Here is a 15,180-nt window from a genome sequence, read left to right as displayed (position 1 = left end):
GGCGTAGTGGACGCCGGCGCCCGCCCGGCGCGGACCGAACGGCTCAGCCGTGGGTCCGGTCGTACTCCTCGCGGGCGAGCAGCACCCGAGCCATGTGACCCTCCAGGTGCTCGATCAGGTCGAGCAGCTTGGCCGCCGTCGCACTGCCCATGTCGGTCAGCGTGTACTCGACCCGGGGCGGGATCGTGCTGTGCACCTCGCGGAGCACGAAACCGTCCCGCTCCAGGGCCTGCAACGTCTGCGCGAGCATCTTCTCGCTGACCCCGTCCACCCGGCGACGCAGCGCGTTGAAGCGCATCGGGCCGTCGTAGAGCCCACCCAGGACCAGCACGCCCCAGCGGCCGGTGATGTGCTCCATGGCCGTGCGCGAGCCGCACTCCTTCGCGAAGACGTCGAACTCGAACTCCGGGGTCGGGTCCGGACCGGTCCTGGTCTCGGTCTCGGCTTCCATCGCTACCCCCTTCGTCGACTGCGACTGCGACTGCATCTGTCGAGGTTACCTCCGAACCAGTGCTTTCAAAAGTGATGCACTCTCCACATGCAGGCACTCACCAGAAAGCCGCGCCCTCTCACAGGTTGCACTTTCTAAAAGTTAGTGCCATCGTTTGGGCAGCGGCCGGGCGACGGGTTCGGTGCGCGGGAGAGAGGAACGCATCATGATCGTCGTCACCGCAGCCACCGGGCAGTTCGGCCGCCTCGTCATCGACGCCCTGCTCGACCGGGGCACGCCCGCCTCGGAGATCGTCGCGGCGGTGCGCACGCCGGCCAAGGCCGCCGACATCGCGGCCCGAGGGGTCGAGGTGCGCGAGGCCGACTACAGCAAGCCCGAGACGCTGGTACCGGCCTTCACCGGCGCGGACAAGCTGCTGTTCGTGTCCTCCACCGGCCCCGAGGCGGACCGGATCGCGCACCACGCCGCCGTGGTCGCCGCCGCCACCGAGGCCCGGGTCGGCCAGCTGCTCTACACGTCGATCTACTCCGCGAGCGACAGCCCCCTCGGCCTGTCCCGGGTGCACCGCGACACCGAGGCGCGAATCGCCGCCTCCGGCCTGCCCAGCGTGCTGCTGCGCAACGGCTGGTACACCGAGAACTACACCGGCTCGCTCGCCGGCGCCGTCGAGCGCGGCGCGGTCGCGGGTTCGGCCGGCGAGGGCCGGATAGCCTCCGCCGCGCGCATCGACTTCGCCGAGGCCGCCGCGATCGTGCTGCTCGCCGACGACCAGGCCGGGAAGGTGTACGAGCTGACCGGCGACACCAACTGGAGCCTGGCCGAGCTGGCCGCCGAGGCGGCGCGGCAGAGCGGCAAGGAGGTCGCGTACGCGAACCTGCCGGCGGAGAAGTACGGCGAGATCCTCACCGGTGTCGGCCTCCCGCCGTTCCTGGTCGAACTCCTTGTCGACGCCGACCTGCGGGTCTCCGAGGGCGCGCTCGCGGGCATCACCGGCGACCTGTCCGGCCTCCTCGGCCGCCCGACCACCCCGCTCGCGGACACGGTCGCGGCGGCGCTGAAGGGCTGAGCGGCGACCCGTTCGGGCCTTTTCCGCACGAAGAGGCGCCCCGGACCCGGCATCGAGCCGGGTTCGGGGCGCTTCGTCGTGCGGCCGGTGTCCCCGGTCAGCCCAGCTCGGCCTCGATCAGGTCGGCGGCACGCTCGGTGCCGCCCTCGGCCCGGGCCCGCTCCCGCAGTTCGGCGGAGCGGGCGGCCACCGCCGGGTCGGTGGTCAGCGCGAGGAGGGCGCCGCGCAGGGCCTCGGGTGTGGCATCCGCGGTGTCCAGTCGACGGGCCACGCCGAGTTCGACGAGGCGATCCGCGTTCGCGAACTGATCGGCGGCCTGCGGCACGGCGATCATCGGCACTCCGGTCATCAGCCCCTCGCCGCACCCGCCCATCCCGGCGTGCGTGACGAATGCGTCGGCCTGTTCGAGAATGGCCAACTGCGGGACCCACGAGTGCAGTTCGACGTTGCCCGGCAACTCGCCGAGATCGGCCGGGTCGACGTACCGACCGATCTGCAACACCACGTGCCACCCCGGCAGATCGCCGAACGCGGCAAGGCAGCTCCGATAGAACTCCGGCTGCCGGGTGAAGGCCGAACCCAGCGAAATCAGCAACACCCGCTTCGCGTCGGCGGGACGCCGCCAATCCCCCTGATCCGCACGGCGACCCAGGCACGGCCCGACGAAGTCGACCACGTCGGTGTCGACCCGGTCGGCGAACGGTTGCATGGCCCGCGACACGGTGGCCACGACCCGTCGCGGCCGGCCGCCGAAGCGGTCCACATCGGTGGTGGTCGCCCCGGAGCCGGCGAGCCAGTCGGCGAATCGCGCCCAGTAGGCATCCGCCCCCGGCAACGCCTTCATCCCGGGCAACACCTCGTCCTCGTAGCCCTTCCAGGCCACATACGTCGGCGACAACTGCACGATCGGCCGCCCCTGAACCTCGGCAAGGGCCCGCGCCGCATAGGCACCGATGTCGTACAGGTACAGGTCGGCAGGGTCACGGTCGTAAGCCGCGCGCAACTGCGGCAACGCCTGGATCGCATCATCCAGGAAAACCCCCATGGCCCCGATCGCATCATCGGGCCACCCATTGTCCGCAACCGGCAAGGTAGACCGATACGCCACGAACTCCGCCCCGGTCGGCGCAATCAGATCGGCAACGACCGGGTCATTGGCATAGGTCACCCGATGCCCACGATCCACAAGCTCGCGCACAACTTCCAAACCCGGCAACACGTGACTGACGGCAGGTATGCCAATCATCGCGATATGAGCGGTGTGCACGGCATGACCAAAACGACGAGGCATGAGCACTCTCTTTCCAAACCCACGGCGAATCGACACGACAGCTCAACAACCCGGACGCCGGCATGAAACACATGCGCCCGGTGCGAACGAATCAGGGCAAAGCCCCGGCCGAAGTCAGCCGTAGATCTGAACGAAGTACATGCCACCCACCGTACCCAAGCCCTCACCACGCCCCAACCGGTTTTCCGAGCCCCTTCCCGGCATGCAACGCAAAGCCTCGACCAGTACCCGCCGGGGCTCCGCTCGACCGAGCGTCGCCCGACGCATGAGTCGCCGTGTCGGGGTGATGCCGGCGGTTCGGCGACCGGCCCGGGAGGCGCCCAGCGTCGCCGAGCCATCTGTGAGTCGACGTCGGCGCGGAGCCGAAGGTGTTCTGCCCAGCCATGGCTCAGGTGGCCGGGAGGTCGCACATCCCCGAGTCGCAGAGCAGGTGCAGGCGAGTCCGGCACGACCGGATGTCCGTCACGTTCGCCGCGTCCAGTTGCGGCTATACCACTCTCGGCTTCGTCCGCAGGGACCTCGACGGTCATCCGAAGCCGCGCACGGTCCTCGACCGTCGCGCCGAACTTCGCGGCGCGGAGGCACAGTTCGCGCGAACTCCCATCGGCCCTTGGCCGCCGGATGTCCGATAGGATTCTCGTGCTCCAACACACCGAATAAAACGCTCGTAACCGGGCGTGACTCCAGAGCCGAGACCGGACATTGGCGATGAAGGTGTCCAGTGTGTGAAGTGGTCGTTCGCTGCTGCGAATGACGTGCAAGAGGCTCCTGAGCAGCCTGCTTGAGTTCTTGGCGGTCCGACAGGACTCAGTCTCGCCATCGGTTTACGGTGTTCGAGCTGAGTGAGCCTGCCCGCCCACCGACTCGACTGCCGTGACAGCAGGAGTCGGAGAAGCACGATGAGCAACCCTGTCCTTGCATGGATCACCACGTTAGGGATCGTCGCCACCACAGCCATCTTGGGCCTCAAAACCCTGCTACCTCACGTTCGCGACCTCCTCGACGAGGTGGCGAAAACTACGGACAAGTGGCACGAGGTTCGCGGACGTTCAAGCGACCGACCGGCCAAGCAGTGGCCCGAGGTCGGCCAAGACAACGGGCGCGGCCTCAAAGGCATCTCGAGTCCGCATGATGTACCGACCGGCCCAGTAAGCCGCGGCGTTCCAAATCCCTTCGACCGCGACGACGCGCCCGCCTTCAACGTCGCCGAGCCTCCAGATGTGGATTCCGCGACCGGACGGTGCAACCTCGACGTACGTGGGCCCGGCAGCCTCGACCAGGCGCCGGGCCCACAGCGCGAGTCGACCGGCCACGTCGATGCACCGATCGATGTCGAAGCAGAGACGCCGTCACCTGAGCGGACGAACCCGAGTCCGCAGCCCGGGGCGGGCACGGCATCCGCCGCGTGGCAGGGGCCGGCAGACGGAACAGGCACGTCCGCATAGCCGAGGGCGTATGGCTCATCCCGGCGGAACGGGCCACCGCCGAGCAGCGATCGGTCTCCGAGGTCGCGGTCGCCCACTTGGCGCGCTACGGCTCATTGACCGTGCGACTCAATCCGTTGGCGCTGGGCATGAACCCGTCTGTACGGTAGGTGAGTTCCTAGCCAAACACCTCGTACCGGACCGTCTTAAATGTCAGCCAGTCGAGGTGTCGTGATAGAGCTACGGCCTGCGCCGACGGCGGGTCGTGAACACGCACGTGGCGATCTTGGAATTTTTGTGTCGTCGAGGCGTCATGCCTCCCATGCGCTACGACCTGAGTTTTGGCAGTCGGCGCGACTCAGTCCAGACCACCGTTTTTGGCGTGGTCGGGCTGAGGCTGCCCGCGTGCATCGGTCCGATCCGTCTCCGAGTCGATACGGAGAACTCGTTACCGATGCTGACGACCCTCATCGCGACCACAGTCGCGGCAATCGCCACCGTTGTAACTCTGTCCATCATGGGGCTGAAGAGCGTTCTCGATGCTCTCCCAGACCTCATCGAGTCCTGGCACAAGGTTCGTCGTGCCTGGACCCAGGAAGGACCGCACACTCCGACCGAGTAAGTTCGGCGACGCCGGGAGGGCGGCATTCTCAGCCGTCCTCCCGCAGAGTTCGCGCGCAGATGATCGCGGCGCCGTCATCCCGTCTCACCCCACCCGCCCAGTCGACGACGAGCAGGTTGCCGACGACGAGGTCAAGGCCGAGTTCTCGGTGTTTGCCTACGCACGCCTCGCGGGGTGGTTCGTCGTGGTCGACAAATCCGCCGGGGATGTTGCGATGGTTCGGTGCGGACACTGATGGCGCCAGTGCGCGAGGTGTAGCCGGGTATCGTTTCGGGCCCGGCGCCCATCTGCCCACCCTGCGCTCACACCCAGGCGCCGACGACCTCGCTCCGGCCCACCGAACCCTGTCCGACTGCCGCCGACGCGCATCCCGCGCCCCGGATGGTTCGACCCCACCGTGACCACCGCAGTGCTCACGATGATGCCGAGAGGCATGCTCACCCGGGATCCCGGGCTCCCGGATCCGGCGGGAGTATTACGGGCTCGGAGTGTCGGTGGGATCGGCGTGTCTGGCCGCGTAGCGGCGGGCCTTGGTGCGGTTTCCGCATACGCGCATCGAGCACCAGCGTCGGCTGCGGTTCTTGGAGACGTCCCAGAAGACCCAGTGGCAGCCGTGCTCCGGGCAGCGCTTGAGGCGGGTCGCCTCGCCGCTGCCGACCAGGGTGCTCCAGGCGATGGTCAGCTCGGCCAATGCCCGCTGTACGGGCGGGAGTTCGGGGCTCGGCACGAGGGCGGCGGGGTGGTCGGCGTGGCCCAGTTCGACGACCAGGGGCAATGCACGGGCCACCTCGTCGGCGCGCCGGAGCAGGTCCGGGTCGGGTGCGTCCCCGACGGGTACGCCCAGCCGTTCGCGCAGTCCGGCCCGCAGTGCGAGCGCGGCGGCGTACTCGGTGGGGCCGATCGGGACGTCGGGATCGAGCAGCCCCTGCTCGGCCAGCCATGCGCCGAGTCGGGCGGGCGTGTCCACGTCGTCGGTGCCGAGCTCGACGTCGACCGTGTTGACGAACGCCTGGACGAGCAGGGCCGCGGCGGGTGCCTCGGGCATCGGCGCCTCCGGTTTCGGGTCGATTCGGTCGCCGGTCCCACCCTACTGCGACTAACCGGCTATCGCTTTTACCGGTTGACGCTGCGCGCGGGTCGATGCCAGGATCCACGGAAGTCGGGTCAACCGGTAAACGGCTTTGGTGGTTAGGGGTGGGCGATGGCCTTGCGGGGCGGGCGAACCGAGCGGGACGTCGAGTCCGCCGCACCACGCGAGGGCGGTCCTCGGGCGCGGAACACGGCCGTTCTGGTGGCCTTCACCGTGGTCACCAACCTGGCCGACGGCATCACCAAGATCGTGTTGCCGGTGCTGGCCGCCCGGGCCACCGATTCGCCGGCGTTGGTCACGCTGGTGTCGCTGGCCCTGTCGCTGCCGTGGTTGCTGGTGGCGTTGCACGTGGGCGTGCTGGTGGATCGGGTCGACCGGCGTCGATTGTTGTGGCTGGCCGGCGGGCTGCGGCTGATGGCGATCGGGGGGCTGCTTGCGATCGTTCTGGCGGGCGAGGCCGGCATCGTCGTGCTGGGGCTCGGCGGCCTCGTGCTCGGCGTGGCCGAGGTGATCGCGCTGACCTCGACCGCGGCGCTGGTCCCGGTGATCGTGCCGAGGGCGGATCGGGAGCGGGCCAACGCGCTGATCACCGGGGCGGAGACGGCCGCGAACGAGTTCGCGGGGCCGTTCGTCGGTGGGTTGTTGCTGGCCGCGGGCACCGGTCTGGCGTTGGGGGCGACGTGGGTTGCGTACCTTGCCGCGAGTTTGTTGCTGCTTTTGCTGACCGGGCGGTTTCGGGCGGTTGGGCGGGCGGGGGTGGAGGGCGAGGGTGGGTCCGGGGGGTCGGATGGGCTCGATGCGCCCGCCACGGTCAATGCGCAGATCGCCGAGGGGCTGCGTTACCTCTGGGGGCATCGCCTCCTGCGCACGATGACGCTGATCCTCACCGTGTTGTTCGCGAGTTGGGGCGCGTGGCTGGCGCTGATGCCGCTGGTCGCGCACGACACGATGCAGATGTCCGCCCGGGAGTACGGGGTCGTGCTGAGCGCGCTCGGCGTCGGCGGACTGCTCGGGGCGGTGCTGGTGGGCCGGCTGAACCGGCTGCTGGGCCACCGGCGGGTGATGCTGGCCGACCTGATCGCCACGATCGTGATGATGGCGGTGCCGGCGGTGACCACCGCGATGTGGGCGATCGCCGGCGCGGCGTTCGTCGGCGGGTTGGGCGGCACGCTGTGGTCGGTCAACGCCCGGTTGATCGCGCAGAACCTGGTCCCCGAGCACATGATGGGCCGCTACAGCGGCGCCGCCCGCCTGCTCGGCTGGGGTGCGATCCCCGTCGGCGCGGGCCTGATCGGCGTGCTCGCCGAGTGGTTCGGCGTCCGGGCGGCGTTCCTGGCCTTCGCCGTCGCCGCCGCCGCGACGATCCCGCCGTACCTGCGGGTGGTCACCGACGCCCGCCTGGCCCCCGCGTTCCGCGTGCCCGGGGCGGAGGAGACGGGGGCGGAGGAGACGGGGGCAGAGAAGACCGGGTCGCAGGAAACGCCGACGAAGGAGCCGAGGACACGTTAGGCGGCGCCCCCGGGTGAGTCGCGGTGGGCGCGGCGGCCCGGGTCGCCCGACTCCTTCTCAGTGCGGCGGTTCCGGCCACATTCTGCCCGCCGGGACGTCCGGGCCGTCGATGATCGCGCTGAGCATGCGCAGGTTCTCGGCGAACACCTCGGCCGCCTCGGGGCCGATCGTCCGGCTGATCATGCCGTCGACGTCCTTGACCACGCGCCGGCCCTCGGCGACGCCGGCGCTGCCGAGTCCGGTCAGTTCCAGGAGGACCACCCGCTTGTGTACCGGGTGCGGGCGGCGGACGATCCAGCCGACACGCTCAAGGGCCAGCATCGCGGTGGTCACGCTCTGGGGGGTGATGTGGTGCGCGCGGGCGAGGTCGGCGGCGGACAACGCGCCGTTCTCGTCGAGCCGACCGGCCAGGCCCAGCTGGTTGATCGAGACGCCGATGCCTTCCAGGCGCTCGTTGAGCAGTCGCTGTACCGACTGCTGGGCGCGCCAGAGCAGATGGGGCAGCTGCTCGCTCCACGCGGCGGCGGCGACTTCCCGGTGGGCGGGCATCACACGTTTCCCTTCTTCGTACGGCCGGGGGTGCCGGGGTCCGCACCCCGTGGGTGCCTCACCGGTCACCGTAGGGCACGTCCCTCCCCCGGCCGGGCCACGTCGACGTACATATTCGCAGGTGAGGTGCATGTTCCCAGACGACGCGCATATTCGCAGGAGGCAGGCATGTTCTAAGTATGCATACAAGTTAGCAGGCTTCTGATAACTTGACAGCCTTCGATTACTTGGAAGGCTGTCTCACCATGTCCACGACCCCGCAGTCCACCCCGTCCGCAACGAGTCCGCCGCCGACCGGGGCCGTGGCCCGGCCGGCGCTCACCGTGGTGCTCGCCTGCCTCGGGGTCTTCGCCTCGTACGTGCCCATCGGCGGGGTCGCGGTGTCCCTGCCGACCATCCAGCGCGGGCTCGGCGCGTCCACGAGCGATCTCCAGTGGATCAGCGACTTCTTCATCCTGCCGATGGCGGCGCTGATCCTGACCTTCGGCCTGATCGGCGACCTGTACGGGCGCAAGAAGGCGTTCCTGGCCGGGCTCGGCCTGCTCGCCGTCGGCGCGGCCGTCAACCTGACCGCGCACAGCGTGGCCCAGGTCTGGGTGGGCCAGGCCCTCTCCGGCGCGGGCGGCGCGGCCCTGCTCACCTCCAGCCTGGCGCTGATCAGCCACGCCTACCCCGACTTCCGGGCCCGGGCCAAGGCGATATCCGCGTGGGCCGCGTCCCTGGGCCTGGGCATGTCCCTGGGCCCGCTGGTGAGCGGGACGATCCTGGAACACGCCTCCTGGCGCTGGGTCTTCGCGCCGACGGTACTGATCTGCCTGATCGGCTCGGTGATCGCGGCGGCGCTCCTGGAGGACTCGCGCTCGGCGCGCGGCCGGGCGATCGACGTCCCCGGTCAGCTCACCGCGATCGTGGCGATCTCCGGCCTGATCTACGGCGTGATCGAGGGCGGCACCAGCGGCTGGACGCACGGACCGGTCCTGGCCGCGTTCGCGCTCGCGGTGCTGGGTCTGGTGGCGTTCGTGTGGGTCGAGCGCCGTTCGGCGACGCCGATGTTGTCGCTGGACCTGTTCTCCTCGCGGGCCTTCAGCGGCGCCGGTGTGGTGACCATGTTGACCATGTTCGGCCTGGTCGGGATCGTCTTCTCGCTCAGCCTGTTCTTCGGCAACGTCCAGCACCTGAGCGCCCTCGAGATCGCCTACCGCTTCCTGCTCGTCAACGGTCTCGGCGTGGTGTTCGGCCCGGTGGTCGGCCGGCTGGTCGGGCGGATCGCCCCGGGCCTGCTGCTGACCGGCGGCCTGGTGCTCACCGGGATCGGCATGCTGGCCCTGAACACGCTGGACAAGGACACCGGATTCGCCGCGCTGATCGCCCCGTTGGCGGTGATCGGTATCGGCTTCGCCTTCGTCATGACGCCGATCACCTCGATCGCGGTGAGCAGCGTCCCGCACCACCTGGCCGGCATGGCGAGCGCGGGCAACAACACGCTGCGCCAACTCGGCGGCGCGCTCGGCCCGGCGGTCCTGGGCGCGGTATTGACCAGCCGGATCAGCGCGGGACTGCCGGGGCACCTGGCCGACTCCGGGCTGGCCGACGCCGACCGCGAACACGTGCGCGCGGCCGTGTCGGACGAGGGATTGTCGGCGGCCGGCCATCTGGGTCTGGCTCCCGAGCCCACGGGCAGGGCGCTCGGCGCGATCGGCGACAGCTTCGTGGACGCGATGCACGTCTGCATGACGATCGCCGGGGTGGGCATGTTCGCGGCCGCCGTGATCACGGTGCTGACGATCGGGGTGCGGCGGGCGAAGCCGCACGGGAGTACGGCCGTTCTGGCGTCGGGTCCGGGAACGTCGGGCCGGGTGCCGGCGCAGGGCTCCGCCGCGACGGTGGCGGCCGGTACCGGTTCGGGGGCGGGCTCGGGCGGGGCCTGAGTCCCGATTCGACGAAGCCGCTCGCGCATCGGCGAGCGGCTTCGTCGGCTGTGGGGCGACTCGGCTAGGCCGCCGCCCGTCGCCCGCGCAGTCCGAACACGGTCACCGCCGCGCCCAGCGCCACCCCGACCAGCGGCACGATGAGTGCCGTCCGGAAGCCGTCCAGCTCGGAGCCGCCCGCACCGGCCAGGACCGCGGTGACCGTCGACAGGCCCAGCGCCGCGCCGAACTGGAAGGCGGTGTAAAGGAGTCCGCCGGCCAGGCCCTGTTCGTCCTCGTCGATGCCGTCGGTCGCGGCGATGGTGAGCGGGCCGTACGCCAGCGCGAAGGCCAGACCGAGCAGCAGCATCGTCGGGAACATCGCCACGTAGGAGGTGTCGCCGTCGATCGACAGGAACAGCGCGTACGCCGCGGCGGCGGCCACCATCCCGCCGAGGATCACCCGCAGGTTCCCGAAGCGCTCCACCAGCCTCGGTGTCAGCGTCGGCGCGAGTACCGCGTCCGCCCCGACCGCGAGCAGCGCGAAACTGGTCTCCAGGGTCGACCAGCCGCGGATCTCCTGGAGGTAGAAGACCGCGATGAACTGGAAGCCGAAGAACGAGCCCGCGAACAACATCGCGCCCAGGTTCGCCCGGACCAGCGCGCCCGAGCGCAGGATGCCGAGGCGTACCAGCGGATTCGCCGCGCGTCGTTCGACGGCCACGAAGGCGAGCAGAAGGGCGAGCCCGCCCGCGAAGACCACGATCGTCCAGCCCGGGCCGTCGGCGGGGTGTTCGAGCCGGACCACGCCGTAGACCAGCAGCAACATCGAACCGGTCACGCTGATCGCCCCGACGAGGTCGAAGCCCCCGCCGGCCTCGGGCCGCTCGTCCCGGGGGATCAGCGCCGACGCCGCCGCCAGGATCACCGCGGCGAGCGCGACCGGTACGAAGAACACCAGCCGCCAGTCGATCGCCGTCAGCAGTCCGCCGATCACCAGGCCGAGCGAGAAGCCGCCCGCGGCGGTGCCCGCGTAGAAGAGCAGTGCCCGGTTGCGCTGCGGCCCCTCCGGGAAGCCGGTGGTGATGATGGACAGCCCGGCAGGGGTCATGAAGGCGGCCGAGGCGCCGGTCACGAAGCGGGCCACGATCAGCATCCAGCCCTCGGTGGCGAATCCGCCCAGGCCGGAGAAGACCAGGAAGACGCTCAGCCACAAGAGGAACATCCGCCGCCGGCCGAGCAGATCGGCGGTGCGGCCACCGAGGAGCATGAAGCCGGCGTAGGCGAGCACGTACGCGCTCATCACCCAGCTCACGCCACCGGTGGACATGCCAAGGTCCTCGCGGATGGTGGGCAGCGCGACGTTGAGCATCGCGATGTCGATGCCCTCGAGGAAGATCGCGCCGCAGAGGACGAGCAGCATGCCCCAGGCGCGGGGGCTCATGCGGCCGGCGGGGGTGTCGCCGGCGGCGGATTCGGGGGCGGATTCGGTGGCGCTGCCGGGTGCGGACGTGGATGTGGACATGCGACAGCCCCTCGGGACGCGGGTGGGTGGGATTGCGGTGGGATCGGGGCACCGGGGGTCGGTTCTTCGGACGAACCCGGTTCCCTCTTGTAACCGACCCCATCCTTCGGCAGCATCGACTTCCATGGAAGAAGGCACTTCGAAGGAACCGACCCCCTGCCCGAGTAACCAGGAGGACTACGACGCCCTCCAGTGGGACGTGCGCGAGGGGTGCGAGGTCCGGCAGATCCTCGACCGGGTCGCCGACAAGTGGTCGCTTCTGGTGATCGCGATCCTGGAGAGCCGTACGTTGCGCTTCACCGAGTTGCGGCGGGAGATCGACGGGATCAGCCAGCGCATGCTCACCGTGACGCTGCGCCAGCTCGAACGCGACGGCCTGGTGCGCCGCACGGTGTATCCGGTCGTGCCGCCTCGGGTGGACTACGCGCTCACCCCGATGGGGACCACGCTGCACACCACGATCCGCTCGCTGGTCACCTGGACCGAGGAACATCAGGAACGTATCGCCGAGGCGCGGGCGGAGTACGACGCGCGTGTGGGAGCGGAAGGCGATCTGGCGGTGGCGGCGGCGGGGCGGTCGGTGTCGGGGTAGTGGGCACGGCGCCGGACCGGGGGTCGATTTTCGAATCCGGGTTCGGGGTCTGCCCGCACCTGTTCGATGCCGCTCGATGTCGCTCGATGTGCGTATTCGCCTCGGATCGGCCGGGCCTTGCGAATGCCCGGTTCGAAAAGGACAGGCAAGCCGGGCGAAACAGCGGAGCCTGGCGCGTGGTAACCCCGTAGGCGGCCCATTTCGCGGGTGCGGCGACGTTTGCGGAGGTCGGACGGCAGATCCTTGCCACCAATCGTTGCCAAATCGGCCCAAGATCGACTTTCGGGATTCCGAGTGCTTTTCCTGTGATACGACGACGGGTGAAACGGAACTCTTGGTAAAGTTTTGGCAATGCAGAGACCCCGAGTGAGGGTCGTGACACGCCTGTGACTATCGTTCTGCGATAGGCGAGCGGCTCCACGTCGGCCACCCGGTCGACACGTTCGCCTCCGCCGAATTCGGTGACGGGTTTCGGTGACGGTGGGCAACCGCGGTCGCCGCGACACGAAGCCGGAACCGGGGACCCTTCACAGTCCCTGGGGTGAATCGGTGCTCCGGCACCGTAGGGCGCCTTCTTCCGCCCGAACCCGTCAGCTAACCCGGTAGGCGGCCGAGGAAGGAGACCGCCGCCAGTGGCGTCCCAGCGTCGATCCGGGCAGCACCGCAAGCCCAAGCCCCGCACCGCCGTGCGTACCGCCGCGACCGTGGTCACGGCCGCCGCGACGATGACCGGTGTGATGACCTTCGCCGGCACCGCGAGCGCGGACCCCGCGCAGTCGTTCCAGCAGACCAAGGACCGCGTCAACCAGCTGCACAGCGAGGCGATCAAGGCCACCGAAGCCGCCAACGGCGTCGACGAGCAGATCACCAAGCAGCAGGGCACCGCGAACCAGACCCAGGCCCGGATCACCGAGGAACAGGCCGCGCTCAACACGCTGCGCGACCAGATCGGTGTCCTGGCGGCCAATCAGTACCGCAGCGGCGGTCTGCCGCCCTCGCTCTCGCTCGCGCTCAGCGGCGACCCCGAGGGATACCTGCAGAAGTCGCAGATGTTGTCCCAGCTCGACGGCCAGCAGGCCGCGAAGCTGAAGCAGATCGCGGCGCAGGCCCGAGTTCTCCAGCAGGACCGCACCGAGGCCTCCTCGCAGCTCGCGGAACTGGAGAAGCTGCGCACCGAGCTGAACCGGCACAAGGGCGAGATCCAGAACAAGCTCACCGAGGCACAGCGCCTGCTGAACACGCTCACCGCGCAGCAGCAGAAGGAAGTCCTCGACTCGAACGAGCACAAGAACGACGCGGGTTCGCGCACCGAGACCGACCGCAGCTCGCGCGACAAGACGGACCCGCCGCCGACGACGGGCAAGGACGTCCCCGTGTCCGGCCGGGCGGCGGCCGCGATCGCGTTCGCGCGGGCCCAAATCGGCAAGCCGTACGCGCCGCGAGGCGTGGGCCCCGACTCGTACGACTGCTCGGGCCTGACCCAGGCCTCGTGGCGAGCCGCCAACGTTTCGCTCAGCCGCACCACGTGGACCCAGGTCAACGACGGCCCGCGGATCTCCAAGGACGCGCTCAAGCCGGGCGACCTGGTGTTCTACTTCTCGGACAACTCGCACGTGGGCATGTACATCGGCAACGGCAAGATCATCCACGCCCCCCGCCCCGGCAAGAACGTGACCGAGGCCCCCTTGGACTCGATGCCGTTCTACGCGGCCGTCCGACCGGGCTAGACCCACCCGACCGCGCTACACCGACGATCGGTCCGGGAGGGGGCGAGCACCCCTCCCGGACCGATCGTCGTTGTCGGCGCTGCCGGTGCCTCGGGGCACGCGGTATCTCGGGTTGCCTTGCCCTGCCTTGCCGTGCGGAAGGTTCCGGGAACCGGGGTAGGCGTGTGGGCCATGGATCGTATATCGGTGGGCACGAGCTCGTGGACCGACTCCGCCTTGGTCTCCAGTGGTTGGTATCCGGCCGAATGCCGGGACGCGGAACACCGACTTCGCACTACGCCCGGCAGTTCCCGGTGGTCGAGGTGGACGCGACCTACTACGCGTTGCCCAGCACCCGCAGCGGGGCGCTGCTGCCGTTGCGCGAGGCAGGACGTCTCGGCACGTTGCTCTTTCAGTTCCCGCCGTCCTTGGCGCCCGGTTCGGCTGCCACACGTTTCCTCCACGACTGCGTCGAGCGGGCGCAAGGGTGGCCGCTCGCCGTCGAGTTCCGGCATCCGCTCTGGTGGCAGGACGAACATCGCGCCGCGACGACGGCTCTCCTCGAACGCCTCGGTGTCGCCGCGGTGGCGGTCGACACGGCGCAGTCGCTGCCCACGTCCATCCCCCCGGTTGCCGTGGCCACCACGCCCGAGCTGGCGGTGGTTCGCTTCCACGGCCGCAACCGGGCCTGGGGGAGTGGGTCGAAGGAAGAACGGTTCCGCCACACCTATACGAGCGCGGAACTGGCCGAGTGGGTGCCCCGAGTGCGCATGCCGGCCGAAACCGTCGACCGGATACACGTGTTGTTCAACAATTGTTGTGCCGACGCAGCCGCCCGGGCAGCCGAAACAATGCGCGGCCTACTCGACGGGTAGGGACCCGGATCGTGTCGTCGAACGGCGAGGGGTCCGACCGGCCGATCGACCGGACCGACCACGGACGGTAACGGTATGGCCATCGCCGAGGGCCCGACGGGAGGGTGAACGGCAGCCATGTGCGTCCATTTTGCACACTCCGACCGTTTCGCGGCGCCCCACGCTCCCGCCCGTACAAGCCCACATCCCCGCAGGTCACGGCGTGTCCGGGGATACTCGCAGCATGTTCGATCCGATACCGGTACTCTGCCGGTGGGCAAAAAGCGGATCACCGCCGGACGCCCGACGGGGCCGTTAGCTCAATTGGCAGAGCAGCGGACTTTTAATCCGCGGGTTCAGGGTTCGATCCCCTGACGGCCCACCGCTTCCACCCTCTCCAACCCTGGTCAACGGCCTGCGAGTCCCCAGGACGGATTCTGTACCTCCCTGGGTGCGTACACATTTTGTACATCCGACTCCACGCCGCGTTGCGCCACACGATTCGAGGTCGTGGCCTTCACTGGATGCGCCGAAGCGGCGGCGGAGCCCAAACGGGGGAGACCCCCCACGAGTATAAAACCCCCCGCCCGCAGA

12 protein-coding genes, 1 tRNA gene, 1 pseudogene and 1 riboswitch are annotated in these 15,180 nt (G+C 69.5%); of the genes and pseudogenes, 9 read left to right on the top strand and 5 right to left on the bottom strand.

Annotation, left to right across the window (positions count from 1 at the left end; genetic code table 11):
- Positions 1-43 precede the first annotated feature (43 nt).
- Complete coding sequence (locus ACWGR4_RS46225) at positions 44-451, bottom strand: winged helix-turn-helix transcriptional regulator (protein WP_380003493.1); 408 nt, start codon at positions 449-451, stop codon at positions 44-46.
- 205 nt (positions 452-656) lie between these two features.
- Here ACWGR4_RS46225 and ACWGR4_RS46220 point away from each other — a divergent pair, with 205 nt between their 5' ends.
- Complete coding sequence (locus ACWGR4_RS46220) at positions 657-1,517, top strand: NAD(P)H-binding protein (RefSeq protein WP_452131877.1); 861 nt, start codon at positions 657-659, stop codon at positions 1,515-1,517.
- Positions 1,518-1,614: 97 nt separating this feature from the next.
- Here the strand turns inward: ACWGR4_RS46220 and ACWGR4_RS46215 are convergent, their stop codons facing one another.
- Complete coding sequence (locus tag ACWGR4_RS46215; RefSeq protein WP_452131878.1) at positions 1,615-2,808, bottom strand: macrolide family glycosyltransferase; 1,194 nt, start codon at positions 2,806-2,808, stop codon at positions 1,615-1,617.
- 899 nt (positions 2,809-3,707) lie between these two features.
- Between ACWGR4_RS46215 and ACWGR4_RS46210 the strand changes: the two genes are divergently transcribed.
- Together ACWGR4_RS46210 and ACWGR4_RS46205 are read left to right on the top strand one after the other, a co-directional pair.
- Complete coding sequence (locus ACWGR4_RS46210; RefSeq protein WP_452131879.1) at positions 3,708-4,253, top strand: hypothetical protein; 546 nt, start codon at positions 3,708-3,710, stop codon at positions 4,251-4,253.
- A gap of 518 nt (positions 4,254-4,771) precedes the next feature.
- Positions 4,772-5,089: a hypothetical protein gene (locus tag ACWGR4_RS46205; RefSeq protein ID WP_452131880.1), complete on the top strand. Its 318-nt coding sequence runs from the start codon at positions 4,772-4,774 to the stop codon at positions 5,087-5,089.
- Between the two features lie 240 nt (positions 5,090-5,329).
- On the opposite strand, the gene ACWGR4_RS46200 is transcribed toward ACWGR4_RS46205, so the two are convergent.
- Positions 5,330-5,899 (bottom strand): CGNR zinc finger domain-containing protein, encoded by a 570-nt coding sequence (locus tag ACWGR4_RS46200; RefSeq protein ID WP_452131881.1) that lies wholly within the window; start codon positions 5,897-5,899, stop codon positions 5,330-5,332.
- A 156-nt stretch (positions 5,900-6,055) separates the two neighbouring features.
- Between ACWGR4_RS46200 and ACWGR4_RS46195 the strand changes: the two genes are divergently transcribed.
- Positions 6,056-7,453: an MFS transporter gene (locus ACWGR4_RS46195; protein ID WP_452131882.1), complete on the top strand. Its 1,398-nt coding sequence runs from the start codon at positions 6,056-6,058 to the stop codon at positions 7,451-7,453.
- 57 nt (positions 7,454-7,510) lie between these two features.
- Here ACWGR4_RS46195 and ACWGR4_RS46190 read toward each other — a convergent pair whose 3' ends face one another.
- The gene (locus tag ACWGR4_RS46190) at positions 7,511-8,002 is read right to left on the bottom strand and encodes a MarR family winged helix-turn-helix transcriptional regulator (RefSeq protein ID WP_452131883.1); all 492 of its coding nucleotides are present in this window, start codon (positions 8,000-8,002) and stop codon (positions 7,511-7,513) included.
- A 245-nt stretch (positions 8,003-8,247) separates the two neighbouring features.
- Here ACWGR4_RS46190 and ACWGR4_RS46185 point away from each other — a divergent pair, with 245 nt between their 5' ends.
- Entirely contained in the window at positions 8,248-9,930 is a 1,683-nt protein-coding gene (locus ACWGR4_RS46185; RefSeq protein WP_452134333.1) for an MFS transporter, read from the top strand.
- Positions 9,931-9,994: 64 nt separating this feature from the next.
- On the opposite strand, the gene ACWGR4_RS46180 is transcribed toward ACWGR4_RS46185, so the two are convergent.
- On the bottom strand, positions 9,995-11,353 hold the full coding sequence (locus tag ACWGR4_RS46180) for an MFS transporter (protein WP_452134023.1): 1,359 nt from the start codon (positions 11,351-11,353) through the stop codon (positions 9,995-9,997).
- A 205-nt stretch (positions 11,354-11,558) separates the two neighbouring features.
- Between ACWGR4_RS46180 and ACWGR4_RS46175 the strand changes: the two genes are divergently transcribed.
- The 4 genes and pseudogenes from ACWGR4_RS46175 to ACWGR4_RS46160 all read left to right on the top strand — a co-directional run bounded on the left by ACWGR4_RS46175 (position 11,559) and on the right by ACWGR4_RS46160 (position 14,968).
- Positions 11,559-12,026: a winged helix-turn-helix transcriptional regulator gene (locus ACWGR4_RS46175; protein ID WP_380003484.1), complete on the top strand. Its 468-nt coding sequence runs from the start codon at positions 11,559-11,561 to the stop codon at positions 12,024-12,026.
- A 485-nt stretch (positions 12,027-12,511) separates the two neighbouring features.
- A riboswitch (cyclic di-AMP (ydaO/yuaA leader) is annotated at positions 12,512-12,650 on the top strand.
- 8 nt (positions 12,651-12,658) lie between these two features.
- Complete coding sequence (locus ACWGR4_RS46170) at positions 12,659-13,753, top strand: C40 family peptidase (RefSeq protein ID WP_380003483.1); 1,095 nt, start codon at positions 12,659-12,661, stop codon at positions 13,751-13,753.
- 171 nt (positions 13,754-13,924) lie between these two features.
- Positions 13,925-14,607 (top strand): annotated as a pseudogene (locus ACWGR4_RS46165) (DUF72 domain-containing protein).
- A 288-nt stretch (positions 14,608-14,895) separates the two neighbouring features.
- Positions 14,896-14,968: transfer RNA gene (locus tag ACWGR4_RS46160), tRNA-Lys, on the top strand.
- Positions 14,969-15,180: the final 212 nt, after the last annotated feature.

The sequence above is a fragment of the Embleya sp. NPDC055664 genome, assembly GCF_053618075.1.
This window is presented reverse-complemented; position numbering and strand designations above follow the sequence as displayed.

Excerpts from the sequence above, each read along its gene's own strand:
- ACWGR4_RS46205 (WP_452131880.1), top strand. The coding sequence starts at position 4,772 with ATGCTCTCCCAGACCTCATCGAGTCCTGGCACAAGGTTCGTCGTGCCT.
- ACWGR4_RS46175 (WP_380003484.1), top strand. The coding sequence starts at position 11,559 with ATGGAAGAAGGCACTTCGAAGGAACCGACCCCCTGCCCGAGTAACCAG.
- ACWGR4_RS46215 (WP_452131878.1), bottom strand. The coding sequence starts at position 2,808 with ATGCCTCGTCGTTTTGGTCATGCCGTGCACACCGCTCATATCGCGATG.
- ACWGR4_RS46200 (WP_452131881.1), bottom strand. The coding sequence starts at position 5,899 with ATGCCCGAGGCACCCGCCGCGGCCCTGCTCGTCCAGGCGTTCGTCAAC.
- ACWGR4_RS46180 (WP_452134023.1), bottom strand. The coding sequence starts at position 11,353 with ATGAGCCCCCGCGCCTGGGGCATGCTGCTCGTCCTCTGCGGCGCGATC.
- ACWGR4_RS46210 (WP_452131879.1), top strand. The coding sequence starts at position 3,708 with ATGAGCAACCCTGTCCTTGCATGGATCACCACGTTAGGGATCGTCGCC.
- ACWGR4_RS46220 (WP_452131877.1), top strand. The coding sequence starts at position 657 with ATGATCGTCGTCACCGCAGCCACCGGGCAGTTCGGCCGCCTCGTCATC.
- ACWGR4_RS46190 (WP_452131883.1), bottom strand. The coding sequence starts at position 8,002 with ATGCCCGCCCACCGGGAAGTCGCCGCCGCCGCGTGGAGCGAGCAGCTG.
- ACWGR4_RS46185 (WP_452134333.1), top strand. The coding sequence starts at position 8,248 with ATGTCCACGACCCCGCAGTCCACCCCGTCCGCAACGAGTCCGCCGCCG.
- ACWGR4_RS46225 (WP_380003493.1), bottom strand. The coding sequence starts at position 451 with ATGGAAGCCGAGACCGAGACCAGGACCGGTCCGGACCCGACCCCGGAG.
- ACWGR4_RS46195 (WP_452131882.1), top strand. The coding sequence starts at position 6,056 with ATGGCCTTGCGGGGCGGGCGAACCGAGCGGGACGTCGAGTCCGCCGCA.